Raw genomic sequence first — 13712 nt, 5'->3', positions numbered from 1 at the left:
ATATCACGAACGGAATCAGCAGAGGAAAGATGGCAGAAAAGCATACTTACAAAGTGTGTCCAACTATTAATTCCTTTATGGTGTTTATCGGACTGATATTGTTGAACTAATTTGTTAAAAATATTGCAATCTACTAGTCCTAATATCTGAGAAAATACGTTTATATTTACCATGGCGGTGATGGAATTTTAGCGAATTAAATATAGCAATCCCTGCTATATAAATACACCGCCATTTTTTTCCTTATTTTGGACACTACTGTCCATAATTTTCTTGTGTGAATTATGACGTAAACTACTAATTTATACTTTCTTTCAAATTATTATTTTACAAAATCACTTGTATAGGTGAGTTAAGTAGCAAGGTTATTATCTAATAGGAGCTGTTTATTTGAGATATAAGAATATTCTTATTCTGGATAAGAAAGTGTACTGCAAAGTTTAAAAGATTGCTGCAACAGTAAACAAGAAAAGAAAATTATATATTAAGCATTAAAATATATGTTGCAATTCTTTTAAATCAACGATCATATGGGGTACATCTGCTGGTTTTTCTGCACCTAATACATTAAAATATATAGCATCTAACCCTGCATTCAGTGCGCCGCGTATATCGGCGTCGAGATTGTCACCAATCATAATAGATTTTTCTTTTTGGGCTTCGCCGTTATTTACAGCATAATCAAAAATACGAGGATCAGGTTTGTTTACACCAAAAACTTCGGATATAACAATGGTTTTGAAATATTTGCGGAGATCACTATGATTCAGTTTAGTTTCGCAGGATTCTTTAAAACCGTTAGAAATAAGATGTAATGAATATCTATTTTGAAGATATTCTAATGTTTCAATTGCATTTGGGAACAGATTAGTCTTTGTTGGACAGATTTTTAAATATTCCTCTTCAAAATCCACTGGAAAAAGTTCTGGATCAACACCCAATTGGCTGAAGGTATCGGCAAATCGTAATTTGCGCAACGTAGGTTTGTCAATTTTGCCGTGGTGATACAATTCCCATACGCGGTGATTGTTGATCGTGTATGTTTCAATGAATTCATCCGAATTAGGTCTGTTGAAAAGCTCATCGAATTTATATACATAATATAATTCATGTAAGGTTTCCTGAGCATTGCGGTCAAAATCCCAAATCGTATGGTCTAAATCGAAGAAAATATCTTTTTTATCCTGAAACATATGCAAAGATATAAAATGTATTGCTAAGCCTATGAATTGGGTTTTTCTTCTTAGTGTCATAAAAAGTGAGCGGTTTTATAATGCTGTGATATTTGAGTATTTTTGTTGAAATAAAAGATATGAGAAGAGCTCTATTTTGGTTTTATGTATTAGCGTTTTACGCCATCTGCCAATTATTCGCTTGGGGATATATGTTTATCAAATATGTTCCTGATCGTAAAGGTATGATCATAGGAGAGGGGATGATTTTTATTCTCATCTTTATTTTGGGTATTATACGCCTGAAAAACCACTTGGAAAAAGAACGAAATTATTCACAGCAACAACATAATTTCCTGTTGTCAGTGACGCATGAATTGAAGTCGCCATTGGCTTCAGTAAAACTTTATTTACAAACCATTCTAAAAAGAGACTTGGATCGTGAGCAACAAAAGTCTTTCTTATCGAACTCGTTGAAAGATATAGAAAGATTGGACTATCTGGTGGAAAATGTGCTGTTAGCAACTAAACTCGAGAATAGAAGCTTTAATCTTCCGAAAGAAGATTTTGATTTTTCGTCATTAGTGCATGAGGTGTTAGATAGATTGCAAAAGAATTCATGCAAAACAGAAATGCTGCGTGGAGATGTAGAACCGAATATTATCTTACATGCTGACAAATTTGCAATAACCAATGTGGTGAATAACCTGGTGGAGAATGCTATAAAATATTCGCCGCCATGTGCTACTGTAGAAGTGAAATTGCATAAAAAGGATAACGATTTAGTGTTTACGGTAGCAGATCATGGGCAAGGTATTGCAGAAGACGAAAAAAGACTTATTTTTAATAAATTCTACCGCGTTGGAAATGAATCGACCCGCAAAACCAAAGGAACTGGTTTGGGGTTATATATAGTAAAAACCGTTTTACAAAAACATAATGCTACGATTAGAGTGAAGGAAAATCAGCCTTCAGGTAGTATTTTTGAAGTAATTTTTGAAAATTATGCAAGCTAAACAAAGAATACTATTAGTCGAAGACGAAGAACATTTGTTGGAAGCTATCAAACTTAATTTAGAATTAGAAGGTTACCGTGTAACTACAGCTACAGATGGAAAAAAAGCGCTTAAGATCTTCAAAGAAGAGCGTTTCAACCTGATTATACTGGATGTCATGATTCCTGAGATTGATGGTTTCCAGGTTGCTGAAACTATTCGTTTGCAAAATACAGAAGTGCCTATTATGTTCTTAACTGCTAAAAATAGCAGTGAAGATCGCATTACAGGTTTGAAAAAAGGTGCAGACGATTATTTGGTGAAACCATTTAATTTGGAAGAGTTGATTCTTCGTGTTGGCAACTTAATACGTCGTGGAATGAAGCCAGAAGATTTGAAAGAATTGAATTCGTACACTATTGGCGATAAAACAATTTATTTCAATTCTTTTGAATTACACCAGGCAGATGGAACGATTACTTCTTTGACAAAGAAAGAGACAATGCTATTGAAATTGTTGATTGAACGTCGTAATGAAGCTGTTTCGCGGGAGCAGATTTTGGAAACAGTGTGGAATTACGATGTGTATCCTTCTACGCGTACTATCGATAATTTCATCTTGACATTCCGAAAATATTTCGAGCCAGATCAAAAACATCCTATCTATTTCCATTCTATCCGTGGAGTAGGTTATAAATTCACCGACAACGGCGAGGCATAGAACGTTATAATGAATACTAGAATTCGATTGATTATTATAGCTGTAGCTGTAATTGCGTTGGCTTATTGTGTAGTTTCAGGATATTACAATTACTGTGTTTATATTCTGGGATTAATAGGTTATATCGTGTGGAGCGAGTATCGTGATGGCACAGTTTTTCTGGCTACCCAAGCCTTTCATAAGCAGGATTACGAGAGAACAAAAGAGCTTTTGGCGCAAATTAAAAATCCAGATCATTTACGTAAGGGAAGAAGAAACTTCTATGAGTTCATGATGGGAAATATCGCCTTGAAAGAGAATAAGATTGAAGAAGCGGAATATCATTTTCAGTTGGCTTCACGCTTACCTTGGCGTAAGGATCATGAAAAGGCGATGGTATTAATTAATCTTGCAAATATCAATTTACGTAAAAAGGATTACGAAAGAACTGAGGCTTATCTGGCTGTAACCGATAAATTGGCCCTTACGGAAAGACAGAAAGATATAGTTCAAAAAATTAAAAACGAAACAGAAAAATATAAATAAGAGCATAGTGAGTACGACTTTACAAAACGATTTGTTTATTAAAGCTGCCTTGTCGCAGCAAACGGAAAGACCTCCAGTATGGTTTATGCGTCAAGCAGGACGTTTCATGCCGGAATATTGGGAGATTAAAAATAAATACACGTTCTTGGAGATGTGTAAAACTCCTGAAATTGCAGCGGATGTAACCATGTTGCCAGTGGATTTGTTGGGGATTGATGCAGCAATTTTATTTTCGGATATTTTGGTGACTGCTGAAGCAATGGGAGGAGATCTTTCATTTGAACAAGGTGTAGGTCCTCGTTTTTCAAATCCTGTTCGTTCGCTTGCTGATGCTCAAAAATTAGCAGGCGCAGAAAGTATTGACAAATTGCAATATGTAGCTGATGCGATCAAAGAAATTCAAAACCGTCTTAACGGTTCTATTCCTTTGATTGGTTTTGCAGGTGCTCCTTTCACGATTTTAAGTTATTTGGTAGAAGGTGGTTCAACTCGTGATTTCAAACGCACGAAATTGATGTTGAACAATGAGCCTGAATTAGCTCACCTAATCTTGCAAAAGATTGCCGACCTAACTATTGCGTATTTAAATATGCAAATTGAGGCGGGTGTGAATGCTGTCCAGTTGTTTGATAGTTGGGCTGCGGCTTTATCATGGAATGATTACAGAGATTTCTCACACAATTACAATAAGTATATTTTGGATAACCTAAAACGTACTGTTCCTGTTATATCCTTCGCTAAAGGAGCTTCGGTATTTGCGCCATTAATCGTGGAGTCAAAACCAGATGTAATTTCGGTAGACTGGAATGCAGATTTGTTAAATCTGAAAAAATCATTGCCTGAGGTTATGGCGGTTCAAGGAAATTTGGATCCATTTATTATGTATGCGGATAAACCTGTTATCAAAAAGAAAATTCATGAGTTGTTCGAAAGAATGCGTGGTGAAGCAGGGTTTATTTGCAACTTAGGTCATGGTATTTCTCCAGATATGCGGTTTGACCATGTTAAATTCGCGATTGACACGATTAAAGAATTTAGATATTAACGAATATTGATTTTTTATGTTAAGGAGCAAAGGAATACTTTGCTCTTTATTATTTTTAAGGTATTCGGGTTATATTTTATAATTTTGAAGGATAATACTACGCAATGATATACTTATACGCAAAAGCCATTCACATTATATTTGTAGTCTGCTGGATGGCGGGTTTATTTTATATGCCTCGCTTGTTTATCTACCATACAGAAGCAAAAGATAAAGGTCAGGAAGCATACGACATATTGCACAAGCAGTTTACTATCATGGAAAATAGATTGTGGTGGGTAATCACTACTCCAGCGATGTATATTACTGTTGCAGCCGCTTTAGTTATGTTACATTTCAATCCTGCTTTACTTACTATGGGTTGGATGCAGATTAAATTAGCCTTTGTGGTCGGGTTGATCTTTTATCATTTCAAATCCCAACAAATCATGTACCGCTTACGTGATGACAAGTCTACTTGGACATCTGGACAGTTGCGTATGTGGAATGAAGTTTCTACTATTATCTTATTTGCGATAGTTTTCTTAGTAATCTTAAAATCGACCTTTAATTGGATTTTTGGCGTGGTAGGATTATTAGGATTGGCAATCTTGTTGATGGTTTTGATTAAAGTCTATAAAAAATATAGAAAGTCAAAAGGAGAGAAGGTAGATTAATCTTATCAATGTGGTTAAAAACTTAGGTTTTATTAAACCTTTTAAGATTTTTATGCTCATATATGCATAAACTTAATTTATGAAAAAAATCTTTTTACTTTTTACCTTATTCTTTCTTTTGGGAATAAGCCTTTCTAAGGCTCAACTTAGAAAAGAGAAATCTGCAGTGTTATCTGTTTTATCCGAAAATGAACCTTTTGTTCTATATGTGGATAATGTTCCCTATAATCAAACTCCCACTAATGCAATAAGGATAGAGGAAATATATAAACGCTCTGTGACTATACGATTGGAGATGAGTCGTAGAGGAAGAAGAGTAGCTACAGAGAAGGTAGTAGATTTATATAGTGAAAATGGTTATTTTTTAAATGTATCCTATAATGTTTCTAAAGAAGGTACTGCAAAATTAATTTTATGGAGTCTTTTTCCAGCAGGTGATTTTGCTCATCCTAATTTTGATGATGTTGGTGCGTATGTTTATGGAAAACCTAATCAATTAATTTTTAGTCACAGGCAGCCTGGTTATGACTTTATTACCTATTCTGACAAAGACTTTGCGGATTTTATCAAAAGTTTAAAGAATCAATCTTTTGATAGTGATAAGTTGAAATTTTTAGATGCCATGAGCCCTGATATCCACTTATCTGTTAGTCAAATTGAAGCTATTATGAAACAATTTTCATTTGATGATGGAAAGTTAAGTGTCGCTAAGAAATGCTATAATATTTGCATTGATACACAAAATTATCATAAATTGACTGCGATATTTTCTTTCTCTTCTTCGAGAAATAATCTGATAGATTATATTGCAAAATCCAATCGTAGATAATAAAAAACTGAGGGCGTAATATAATTTATATATTACGCCTTCGAATTATATGCCGTAGCACAAATATTTTATTTCCATATATTCGTCCAGTCCGTATTTAGAGCCTTCCCGACCAATTCCAGATTGTTTGATACCTCCGAAAGGTGCTGAAGCATTGGAAATCAATCCTGTATTTATGCCAATCATTCCCGCCTCTAATGCTTCACCTACACGTTGGCAACGGCGGACATTTTCACTGTAAAAATATGCTGCTAACCCAAAAGGTGTATCATTGGCTTTTTGTATGGCTTCTTCTTCTGTTTTATATTTGAATAAAGCACAGATAGGACCAAACGTTTCTTCAGATTGAATCAAAGCATCGTCAGAAACATCAGTCATCACTGTAGGAGCGAAGAAGTTTCCTTCTATTAGTTTTCCTCCAGTAAGAATTTTTGCACCTTTACTTACTGCATCTTCTACGTGTTGCGTTACTTTTTTTACCGCACTCGCATTGATTAAAGGTCCAACTTGGCTGTTTTTTGCTAAGCCATCAGCTACTATAAGATTCTTAACAGCTTGTGCTAATTTTTGAGAAAACTCTTCGTACACGGATTCCTGAACAAAGAATCTATTGATAGAAACACAAGTTTGTCCTGCATTACGGAATTTGCCTGCAACAGCACCTTTGACTGCTGCATCAATATCTGCATCATCGAACACAAGGAATGGAGCATTGCCCCCCAGTTCAAAAGAAACACGTTTGATAGTTTCTGCTGCTTGAGCCATTAAGGTGCTTCCTACCTCTGTAGAGCCTGTAAAAGTCAATTTGCGAACCAATGGATTGGTCGCTAATTCTTTTCCTAATCCTTTGCTGTCTTTACTAGTAACCACTGAAAATACGCCTTTTGGCACACCTGCCATTTCACATATTTTTGCTAAGGCAATAGCTGTAAAAGGTGTTTGAGAAGCTGGCTTCAACACCATCGTACAACCAGCCATTAAAGCAGGAGCTAATTTGCGCGAAATCATGGCTAAAGGGAAATTCCAAGGCGTAATAGCTGCAACTACTCCTACACCTTGCTTAATAGTAGAAATGCGTGTTGTTCCATTCATAGAAGGAATAGTTTCGCCATAGGAACGTTTTCCTTCTTCCGCAAACCATTCCACAAAAGCATTACCATAGTCTACTTCACCTAAGGATTCTGACAACGGCTTACCAGACTCTAGCGTCATTATTTCAGCTAGCTCTTGTTTGTGCTGAATTGTTAGCTCATATATTTTACGAACAATAGCACAGCGGTCTCCGACAGGAGTATTTTTCCAAGATAGCCAAGCTTCATGAGCGGATTCTATTACTTTTTTACAATCTTCAACTGTTAGATTAGGAAGGGTACCTATACTTTTATTTGTTGAAGGGTTAATGATTTCAAATGTGTTTTCACTTGAAATAAATTCCCCATTAAGATAGGCTTCTTGTATAAATAGACTATTCTTCATGTTTTACAAACGTTCAATAAATGGTAAAGTTTGCTGTAAAAACAAAAAGAGGATATTATCCTCTTTTATTTATTATAAGTTTTTCAAAATGGTATGACCCATTCGATCTCTTTTAGTTTTTAGATATTCCTCGTTGAAAGGATTAGGTGTGATCTCGATAGGTACATTGTCTACGATTTCTAAACCATAACCAATCAGTCCAGCACGTTTAGTAGGGTTATTGGACATCAAGCGCATTTTAGTTACACCCATATAACGTAAGATTTGCGCACCGACACCATAATCTCTTAGGTCAGCTTTGAAGCCTAATTGAATATTAGCGTCTACAGTATCCACTCCGTCTTCTTGTAATTTGTAAGCGTGCAGTTTGTTAATTAAACCTATACCACGGCCTTCTTGGTTCATGTATACAATAACACCTTTACCTTCTTTTTCGATCATTTCCATCGCTTTGTGCAATTGTGGTCCACAATCACAACGACATGATCCAAATATATCTCCAGTCACACAAGAACTGTGTACACGTACCAACACAGGCTCGTCTTCTTGCCACTCACCTTTATAAATTGCCAAATGCTGTTCGCCTGAATTCTTTTGAGTGAAAGCTTTCATTTTGAAGTCACCAAATTCAGTAGGCATATGTACAGATACTTCTTCTTTAATCAACGTGTCGTGTTTTAATCGGTATTCGATTAAATCCTCGATACTGATAATTTTAAGATCAAAGCGTTTTGCTACTTCTATTAAGTCGGGAAGTCTAGCCATTTCGCCATCATCTTTTAATATTTCCACCAAAACACCTGCAGGTTCGAATCCTGCTAATCGCGCTAAATCTACTGATGCTTCCGTATGTCCAGTACGTCTCAATACACCACCATCCATGGCGATTAATGGAAAAATATGTCCAGGACGACCTAATTCTTCTGGTTTTATATTAGGATCAATTAATGCTTTAATAGTTTTTGAACGGTCCGAAGCAGAAATACCTGTCGTACAGCCATAACCCTGAAGGTCTACCGATACTGTAAAGTTTGTTTCATAAACTGCTGTGTTTTGCCCTACCATAGGATGTAGGTTCAATTCTTCACAGCGTTCTCTTGTCAAAGGAGCACAAACCAATCCTCTACCATGAGTAGCCATAAAGTTAATAACTTCAGGCGTAGCATTGCGCGCGGCTGTTACGAAATCACCTTCATTTTCACGGTCTTCATCATCCACCACAATGATTACTTTCCCTGCTTTAATGTCTTCAATAGCTTCTTCTATGGTGTTTAATTTTATATCCATCGATATATGATATTTTTCGCTAAGTAAATAAGATTTTATGAATTTAGTATAAGGACAAAGTCAAATTCGGAATCAGGCTCTTAATTTTTTACCTCCAAATTTACTCTTCACCCATTCCCATGCACGTTCGGCTTTAAGCTTATATTGCGCCGAGTCAAATAGGGTGGAGTCTGTCGTAGACTTATAAGTCAAAAATGCGGCAAGCGGTGCCAACACGATGATAGCCATCCACATGCCCCAAAATGGTGTTATAGCGCCATCTTTTGCAGATTTTTCAGCTACAGTAGAAATGATATGGTATATTAAGAAAAATATAATAGACATCACTACAGGTGCTCCCAAACCTCCTTTACGTACGATAGCGCCAAGAGGTGCGCCGATGGCGAAAAGAAGTAAACACGACACAGCTAGTGTAAATTTACGATGCCATTCTACATCGTACTTGATGTCTTTATCAACTAATTCTTTGTATGTGCTTCCTCTAATAAATGTAGCATCACGGAACATCTGTAAACTACTAATAGCACTATTAATTACAGATCTTCTATTTTCAAGTGGAATATAGCTGATAATATCTGTAGTATCTTTAATCTTGGCACGCTGCATTGCTCCAGTATTATAGTACGGAGAAGTAAATAGCACATGCGATTTTAGTTCTGCAGCATTAGCTAGAGCAATACTATCAATTTGCATTTGAGTTGTATCCGATTTTAATTTGAGCTGTCTCAAATTCATCATCTGATGGTGACCTTTGAAAAGATTTTCATCGGTACGTTTCATGTCAAATGCAGACATGTCAAATTTTGTTTCAGTCTCTCTGAAATAGAAACGTGTAAACTGTTGGCGCGGATCGTAATTAGTAGCGTTTTGTTTTCTGGAATCTTGATATTGTACTCCGTTAATAAGTTTCAAGATCAGGTAATTTTGGTCACGGGAATTGTACATATAACCTGTGTCGGCCATAAGCACATTGCTTCCTGAAGAACCATTAGTTTGATTATAAATAGTTAAATTATACAGTTCTTTTCCGTCTTTGGATTTGTTTTTTGCTCGAATAGAATAATTCGGAATAGAACTATTGAAAATACCAGGTTTGATTAAGAAATCCGCTTTTTTCTTTGTTACATCCCAAAGTAAAGAGCCCATTTTCAAATTCACTACTGGTAAAGTATAATCCGAAAATAAAAAGGAAGAACCTGCAAATATGCCGACCAAAATAAATAGCGGAGCCATCGCCTTACGTAATGAAACCCCTGCTGCTTTGATGGCGACTAATTCATAGCTTTCTCCCAAATTACCAAAGGTCATAATAGAAGAAAGTAACATAGAAAGCGGCAAAGCCATGGAGAGTTGAACCGCACATTGGTATCCGATTAATTCGAGAATAACGTGCCATTCTAGACCTTTACCTATTAGGTCGTCGATGTATTTAAACAAAAAAAGCATCAGCAGAACAAACATCACAATACAGAATGTGACAATGAATGGTCTAATGAATGCTTGTAATATTAAGATATGTATCTTTTTCATGTAAACTTCACTTATCCAAATGCATTATATAAGAATAAGATTGGATACAAAGATACGTAATTTTTATGCACCAATTACACTTTGTAAATAGCTAATTGAGTTGTTCCAGATTTTTTTTCTTTCTTCCAAATCTTCATCTTTAACAAAGTCAACGATGGATAAAGATACGTCGTTGGTCAACTCATCTTGGTTGATTTCCAACTCAAAATAATTGGGCTCGTCGTCCAACCATTTAAATTTAACGGATTTGTTTTCTTTTACAGCAGCAATCTTCGCGCGATGAGATTCATTATCCCAAATGAATTCATAGATTCCGTCATGATAATTCACATCATCAGCAAACCATTGAGCCAATTCATTTGGCTCCACGAGAAAAGGGTACAGAATGCGCGGAGAAGAATTAATCATATATTCAAGTTGAATTTTTGTTTTTTCTGACATATCTCTGCTTATGTTTTTTAAGTTTATTTAATCATTGATTTCTGTAAGTATACATATTTTTATTTTAATTGTATAGTGTCGAAAAGAAATTTTATAAAATCCATTATTTTAAATTTATATAGCGCATTCATTTTTAACGATTTGGGCGTTTTTTAAGCTCTAAAGGATGATTTTTCATCAATAAAAATGAAAAAAATACTTGTAAAGTGAAATGATGTTGCTATATTTGCATCACCGAAACGGCGGGGTAGCTCAGATGGTTAGAGCGCAGGATTCATAACCCTGAGGTCGGCAGTTCGATCCTGCTCCCCGCTACTACAAAAAGCTTCAAGGAAACTTGAAGCTTTTTTGTGTTTATAGCCTTCTTAAGGCTGTTTTTGGATGTTCTGAGAAGAATATCTAAAGCATTAGAAAACTCTTCATCATTGTATGAAAATTCTAAGCGAGACACGAGCGAGACAGAATTTTTAAAAATGTACACAGAACCAATCCTTGTTCAAGGAAAAGATTTAAAGACAAGGTCTTTTATCTAGGCTTTACCTACACTTCAAAAATACCGCCAACAGTCTTCGTCTATTTCATAGATATCGTTGAATCATGCTTGCGCATTTCTCTTCAACGACCTTCGCTCAACTCGCAGGAAGGCGAGCAAATTAAAGAGGCTTATAAGTTTAATAAAATAATTAAATACGTCTTCTTCCTTCTCATCATAAGAATTCATCAAAAATGTTCAACTGACCATCATATTTAACCGATATCGATTCACTTAAACAACTTCTTTCAATCAGAGTAAATTCCCCTTTCTTTATATGGACTGAAAAAGCATATCCTAGTTTTTCCATGAATTTTTCCTTCTCTTCTCCATTTAAAATGTAATTCTCATCATATAGCTTTGGGTCTTTAGATTCAACTGCTCTCCAATAAGGTGAAATTTTTTGCCCATTAAATTGTTTTCTTGATATGTATGTTTCTAAATTATACACGACAAAGTCTAATTCTCCAATGAATTGATTTAAATATATTCCTATTGTAATATCCTTCTCAAGTCTATCATAATATCTTATTTTAAAAGCTTTTATTAAAACGTCAATGAATACAGAGTCAAATTCATTTATCATTTCAAACTCAACCTTGATTAATAGTTTTTTGAGTTTACTGAAGTTGTCAAAATGATAGTTGATCCATTCGGGTTTATTTAGGTTAAAAATGATTATTGCTTTCAAGTATTTTTCTCCAGCTGTGCTTGCAAGAGTTAGACTTTGTAATACTAATTGATTATTGAGAATAAGTCTAGCACTTATATAATCGCGAAATGCTAAATCACAAAATGATGAACTAAGAGTACATTTTTCAAAGAAGTTTCTTGAATTGGTCATAAGTGTTCAATTAGAAATTCTAATATAAAAAGTTAATAAATGTTATTTCAAGAGGTAGAATTAATTTGTAACTATTTAAAATAATAGTTTCGATACTTGCTAGATGTATAGCTAAAAATCATATTAAAATTAGGACAAACTTCAAGGAAACTTGAAGCTTTTTTGTGCTTATAGCTAATTTTCGAGCTATGCTTTCTATCCAAAATATTCCAATATTCTAAAAATGCTCTTATTAGATTATGTTGTAAATCAATGTTTTATTATTGAAAATCAAAAATATTTGACTTTTTTATAATTTCATTAATTAACTATAAGTTTTATTTTTACACTATAACGTTAAGTCGATGTGAAGTTTGTAGCGAGAATACTACAAACTCAAGTTTGCTGAGTTAAACTCTATGTTAGAGTTTATTGAAATGATATTATTGTATTGTCTATGAAAAACAAGTCGAGAAATTAAAGCCTTCTAAAAGATTTTTCCTCTTGTCTTAATTTATCAATTAATAATATATATCATGAGTGAAACCAGACCATACTCAGATTCTGTCCAAATACTGCCCGCTCTAAAATTCAATGTTTTAGCTATAGAGGATTTTGTGGCTTTGATGGAATTAGATTATAGTCAAACCTTTAAAATTAATTGTTATACTTTAATTTTTATCACTTCAGGTCAGACTCAATATGTTGTTGATTTTAAAGTATACGATTTAAAAGAAGGTGATGTGTTGTTATTATCGCCAGGACAAGTTTTTTATTGTTTGACACCCCGACGTGTGAAAGGAAAAATGATCTATTTAATGGAAGAATTTTTTCACGTCAATAGTGAACAAGATTTTGTAGTAGGTAATTACTCTCTATTGATGATTTTGTGTCAGAAAGGAAAGCTTACTATTTCTTCCGATAGAAAACCAAATTTTTATTGCTTGATAGATTTAATTACATCAGAAGTAGAAACTTTTAAGGATAGACCTAGTATAATTCTACAACAATTGATTTCTGTTTTGTTAAACTCATTAGAAAGAGAATATAGTAGACTAGAAAGGAATGAAATTTTCATCGCTGAAAAGAATTTGGCATTAAAATTTAAAGTACTCGTTGAAAAAGACTTATCTGTAAAAAATAATGTAGAATATTTCTGTAGCAAATTAAAGATTTCCAAAAGCACTTTACAAAAGGCTACCAAACTTGTTTTTCATAAAACACCGAAAGATATTATAGAAGAGGTGTTACTATTGGAAGCTAAGAGATTATTAAAAGTAAGCAATTTGCATATTCAGGAAGTAGGATACAATTTAGGGTTTACCGATCCAACAAATTTTACAAAATTTTTCAAGCGGAATACTGGTCTGACGCCTAATAATTTTAGAAAGAAGAAATTTGATTAAAAATTTATCAAAATTACCATATAATTAACCATTTTAACCTTTTTAAATCATGTTGACACAAGTGTCCTAAATAAAAATTTTAGACATATAATATACCTCCTTATCTAGTTTCTAGATAAGTTTTCTGTTTTAAAGTCAAATTATACTCTCTATATTACTTTTAGAATAGTTTAAATTGCCCAATTTTGTCAGGAGGTTTACCTGAAAAGAATGGATCATTAGCCCATTTCCAGAGGTCAATTTTCACGAATATATTCAAGCGGATAAAGTTCAC

Annotated in this window: 14 protein-coding genes and 1 tRNA gene; 8 read left to right on the top strand and 7 right to left on the bottom strand. The window is 34.2% G+C overall.

Features of this window, described 5'->3' with window-relative positions:
- Both H8B04_RS17545 and H8B04_RS16200 read right to left on the bottom strand, forming a co-directional pair.
- Positions 1-173: DUF4372 domain-containing protein (locus tag H8B04_RS17545; RefSeq protein ID WP_190303013.1), on the bottom strand; the 173-nt coding region annotated here is incomplete at its 3' end.
- Between the two features lie 318 nt (positions 174-491).
- The gene (locus tag H8B04_RS16200) at positions 492-1193 is read right to left on the bottom strand and encodes a YjjG family noncanonical pyrimidine nucleotidase (protein ID WP_190303014.1); all 702 of its coding nucleotides are present in this window, start codon (positions 1191-1193) and stop codon (positions 492-494) included.
- 119 nt (positions 1194-1312) lie between these two features.
- Between H8B04_RS16200 and H8B04_RS16195 the strand changes: the two genes are divergently transcribed.
- From H8B04_RS16195 to H8B04_RS16170, 6 genes are all read left to right on the top strand, one after another.
- On the top strand, positions 1313-2188 hold the full coding sequence (locus H8B04_RS16195; RefSeq protein WP_190303012.1) for a sensor histidine kinase: 876 nt from the start codon (positions 1313-1315) through the stop codon (positions 2186-2188).
- Positions 2178-2888 carry a response regulator transcription factor gene (locus H8B04_RS16190; protein WP_165292461.1) on the top strand — a complete coding sequence of 237 codons (711 nt, stop codon included), beginning with the start codon at positions 2178-2180 and terminating at the stop codon, positions 2886-2888. The genes H8B04_RS16195 and H8B04_RS16190 overlap by 11 nt, the downstream gene beginning before the upstream one ends.
- Positions 2889-2897: 9 nt before the next feature.
- Positions 2898-3413, top strand: a complete 516-nt coding sequence (locus tag H8B04_RS16185; RefSeq protein ID WP_165292460.1) for a tetratricopeptide repeat protein — start codon at positions 2898-2900, stop codon at positions 3411-3413.
- Between the two features lie 7 nt (positions 3414-3420).
- Positions 3421-4458 (top strand): uroporphyrinogen decarboxylase, encoded by a 1038-nt coding sequence (hemE, locus tag H8B04_RS16180; protein ID WP_190303011.1) that lies wholly within the window; start codon positions 3421-3423, stop codon positions 4456-4458.
- A 104-nt stretch (positions 4459-4562) separates the two neighbouring features.
- Positions 4563-5114 carry a protoporphyrinogen oxidase HemJ gene (gene hemJ, locus H8B04_RS16175; RefSeq protein ID WP_190303010.1) on the top strand — a complete coding sequence of 184 codons (552 nt, stop codon included), beginning with the start codon at positions 4563-4565 and terminating at the stop codon, positions 5112-5114.
- Between the two features lie 79 nt (positions 5115-5193).
- Positions 5194-5943: a DUF4476 domain-containing protein gene (locus H8B04_RS16170; protein ID WP_190303009.1), complete on the top strand. Its 750-nt coding sequence runs from the start codon at positions 5194-5196 to the stop codon at positions 5941-5943.
- A 45-nt stretch (positions 5944-5988) separates the two neighbouring features.
- Here H8B04_RS16170 and H8B04_RS16165 read toward each other — a convergent pair whose 3' ends face one another.
- The 4 genes from H8B04_RS16165 to H8B04_RS16150 form a co-directional block, all read right to left on the bottom strand.
- Positions 5989-7419: an NAD-dependent succinate-semialdehyde dehydrogenase gene (locus tag H8B04_RS16165; RefSeq protein WP_190303008.1), complete on the bottom strand. Its 1431-nt coding sequence runs from the start codon at positions 7417-7419 to the stop codon at positions 5989-5991.
- A 72-nt stretch (positions 7420-7491) separates the two neighbouring features.
- Positions 7492-8706, bottom strand: a complete 1215-nt coding sequence (locus H8B04_RS16160) for a bifunctional 3,4-dihydroxy-2-butanone-4-phosphate synthase/GTP cyclohydrolase II (RefSeq protein WP_165292455.1) — start codon at positions 8704-8706, stop codon at positions 7492-7494.
- Between the two features lie 72 nt (positions 8707-8778).
- Positions 8779-10236 carry an LptF/LptG family permease gene (locus H8B04_RS16155; protein ID WP_165292454.1) on the bottom strand — a complete coding sequence of 486 codons (1458 nt, stop codon included), beginning with the start codon at positions 10234-10236 and terminating at the stop codon, positions 8779-8781.
- Positions 10237-10299: 63 nt separating this feature from the next.
- Positions 10300-10677, bottom strand: a complete 378-nt coding sequence (locus tag H8B04_RS16150) for an START-like domain-containing protein (RefSeq protein ID WP_165292453.1) — start codon at positions 10675-10677, stop codon at positions 10300-10302.
- Positions 10678-10918: 241 nt separating this feature from the next.
- Here H8B04_RS16150 and H8B04_RS16145 point away from each other — a divergent pair.
- Positions 10919-10992, top strand: a tRNA-Met gene (locus tag H8B04_RS16145).
- Positions 10993-11384: 392 nt separating this feature from the next.
- On the opposite strand, the gene H8B04_RS16140 is transcribed toward H8B04_RS16145, so the two are convergent.
- Positions 11385-12053: a hypothetical protein gene (locus H8B04_RS16140; RefSeq protein ID WP_190303007.1), complete on the bottom strand. Its 669-nt coding sequence runs from the start codon at positions 12051-12053 to the stop codon at positions 11385-11387.
- A gap of 515 nt (positions 12054-12568) precedes the next feature.
- On the opposite strand from H8B04_RS16140, the gene H8B04_RS16135 reads away from it, so the two are divergent.
- A complete protein-coding gene (locus H8B04_RS16135; RefSeq protein ID WP_223815474.1) occupies positions 12569-13438 on the top strand; it encodes an AraC family transcriptional regulator in 870 nt (289 codons plus the stop codon).
- The last annotated feature ends 274 nt before the right edge of the window (positions 13439-13712 follow it).

The sequence above is a fragment of the Sphingobacterium litopenaei genome, assembly GCF_014692495.1.
Classification (GTDB): domain Bacteria; phylum Bacteroidota; class Bacteroidia; order Sphingobacteriales; family Sphingobacteriaceae; genus Sphingobacterium; species Sphingobacterium litopenaei.
This window is presented reverse-complemented; position numbering and strand designations above follow the sequence as displayed.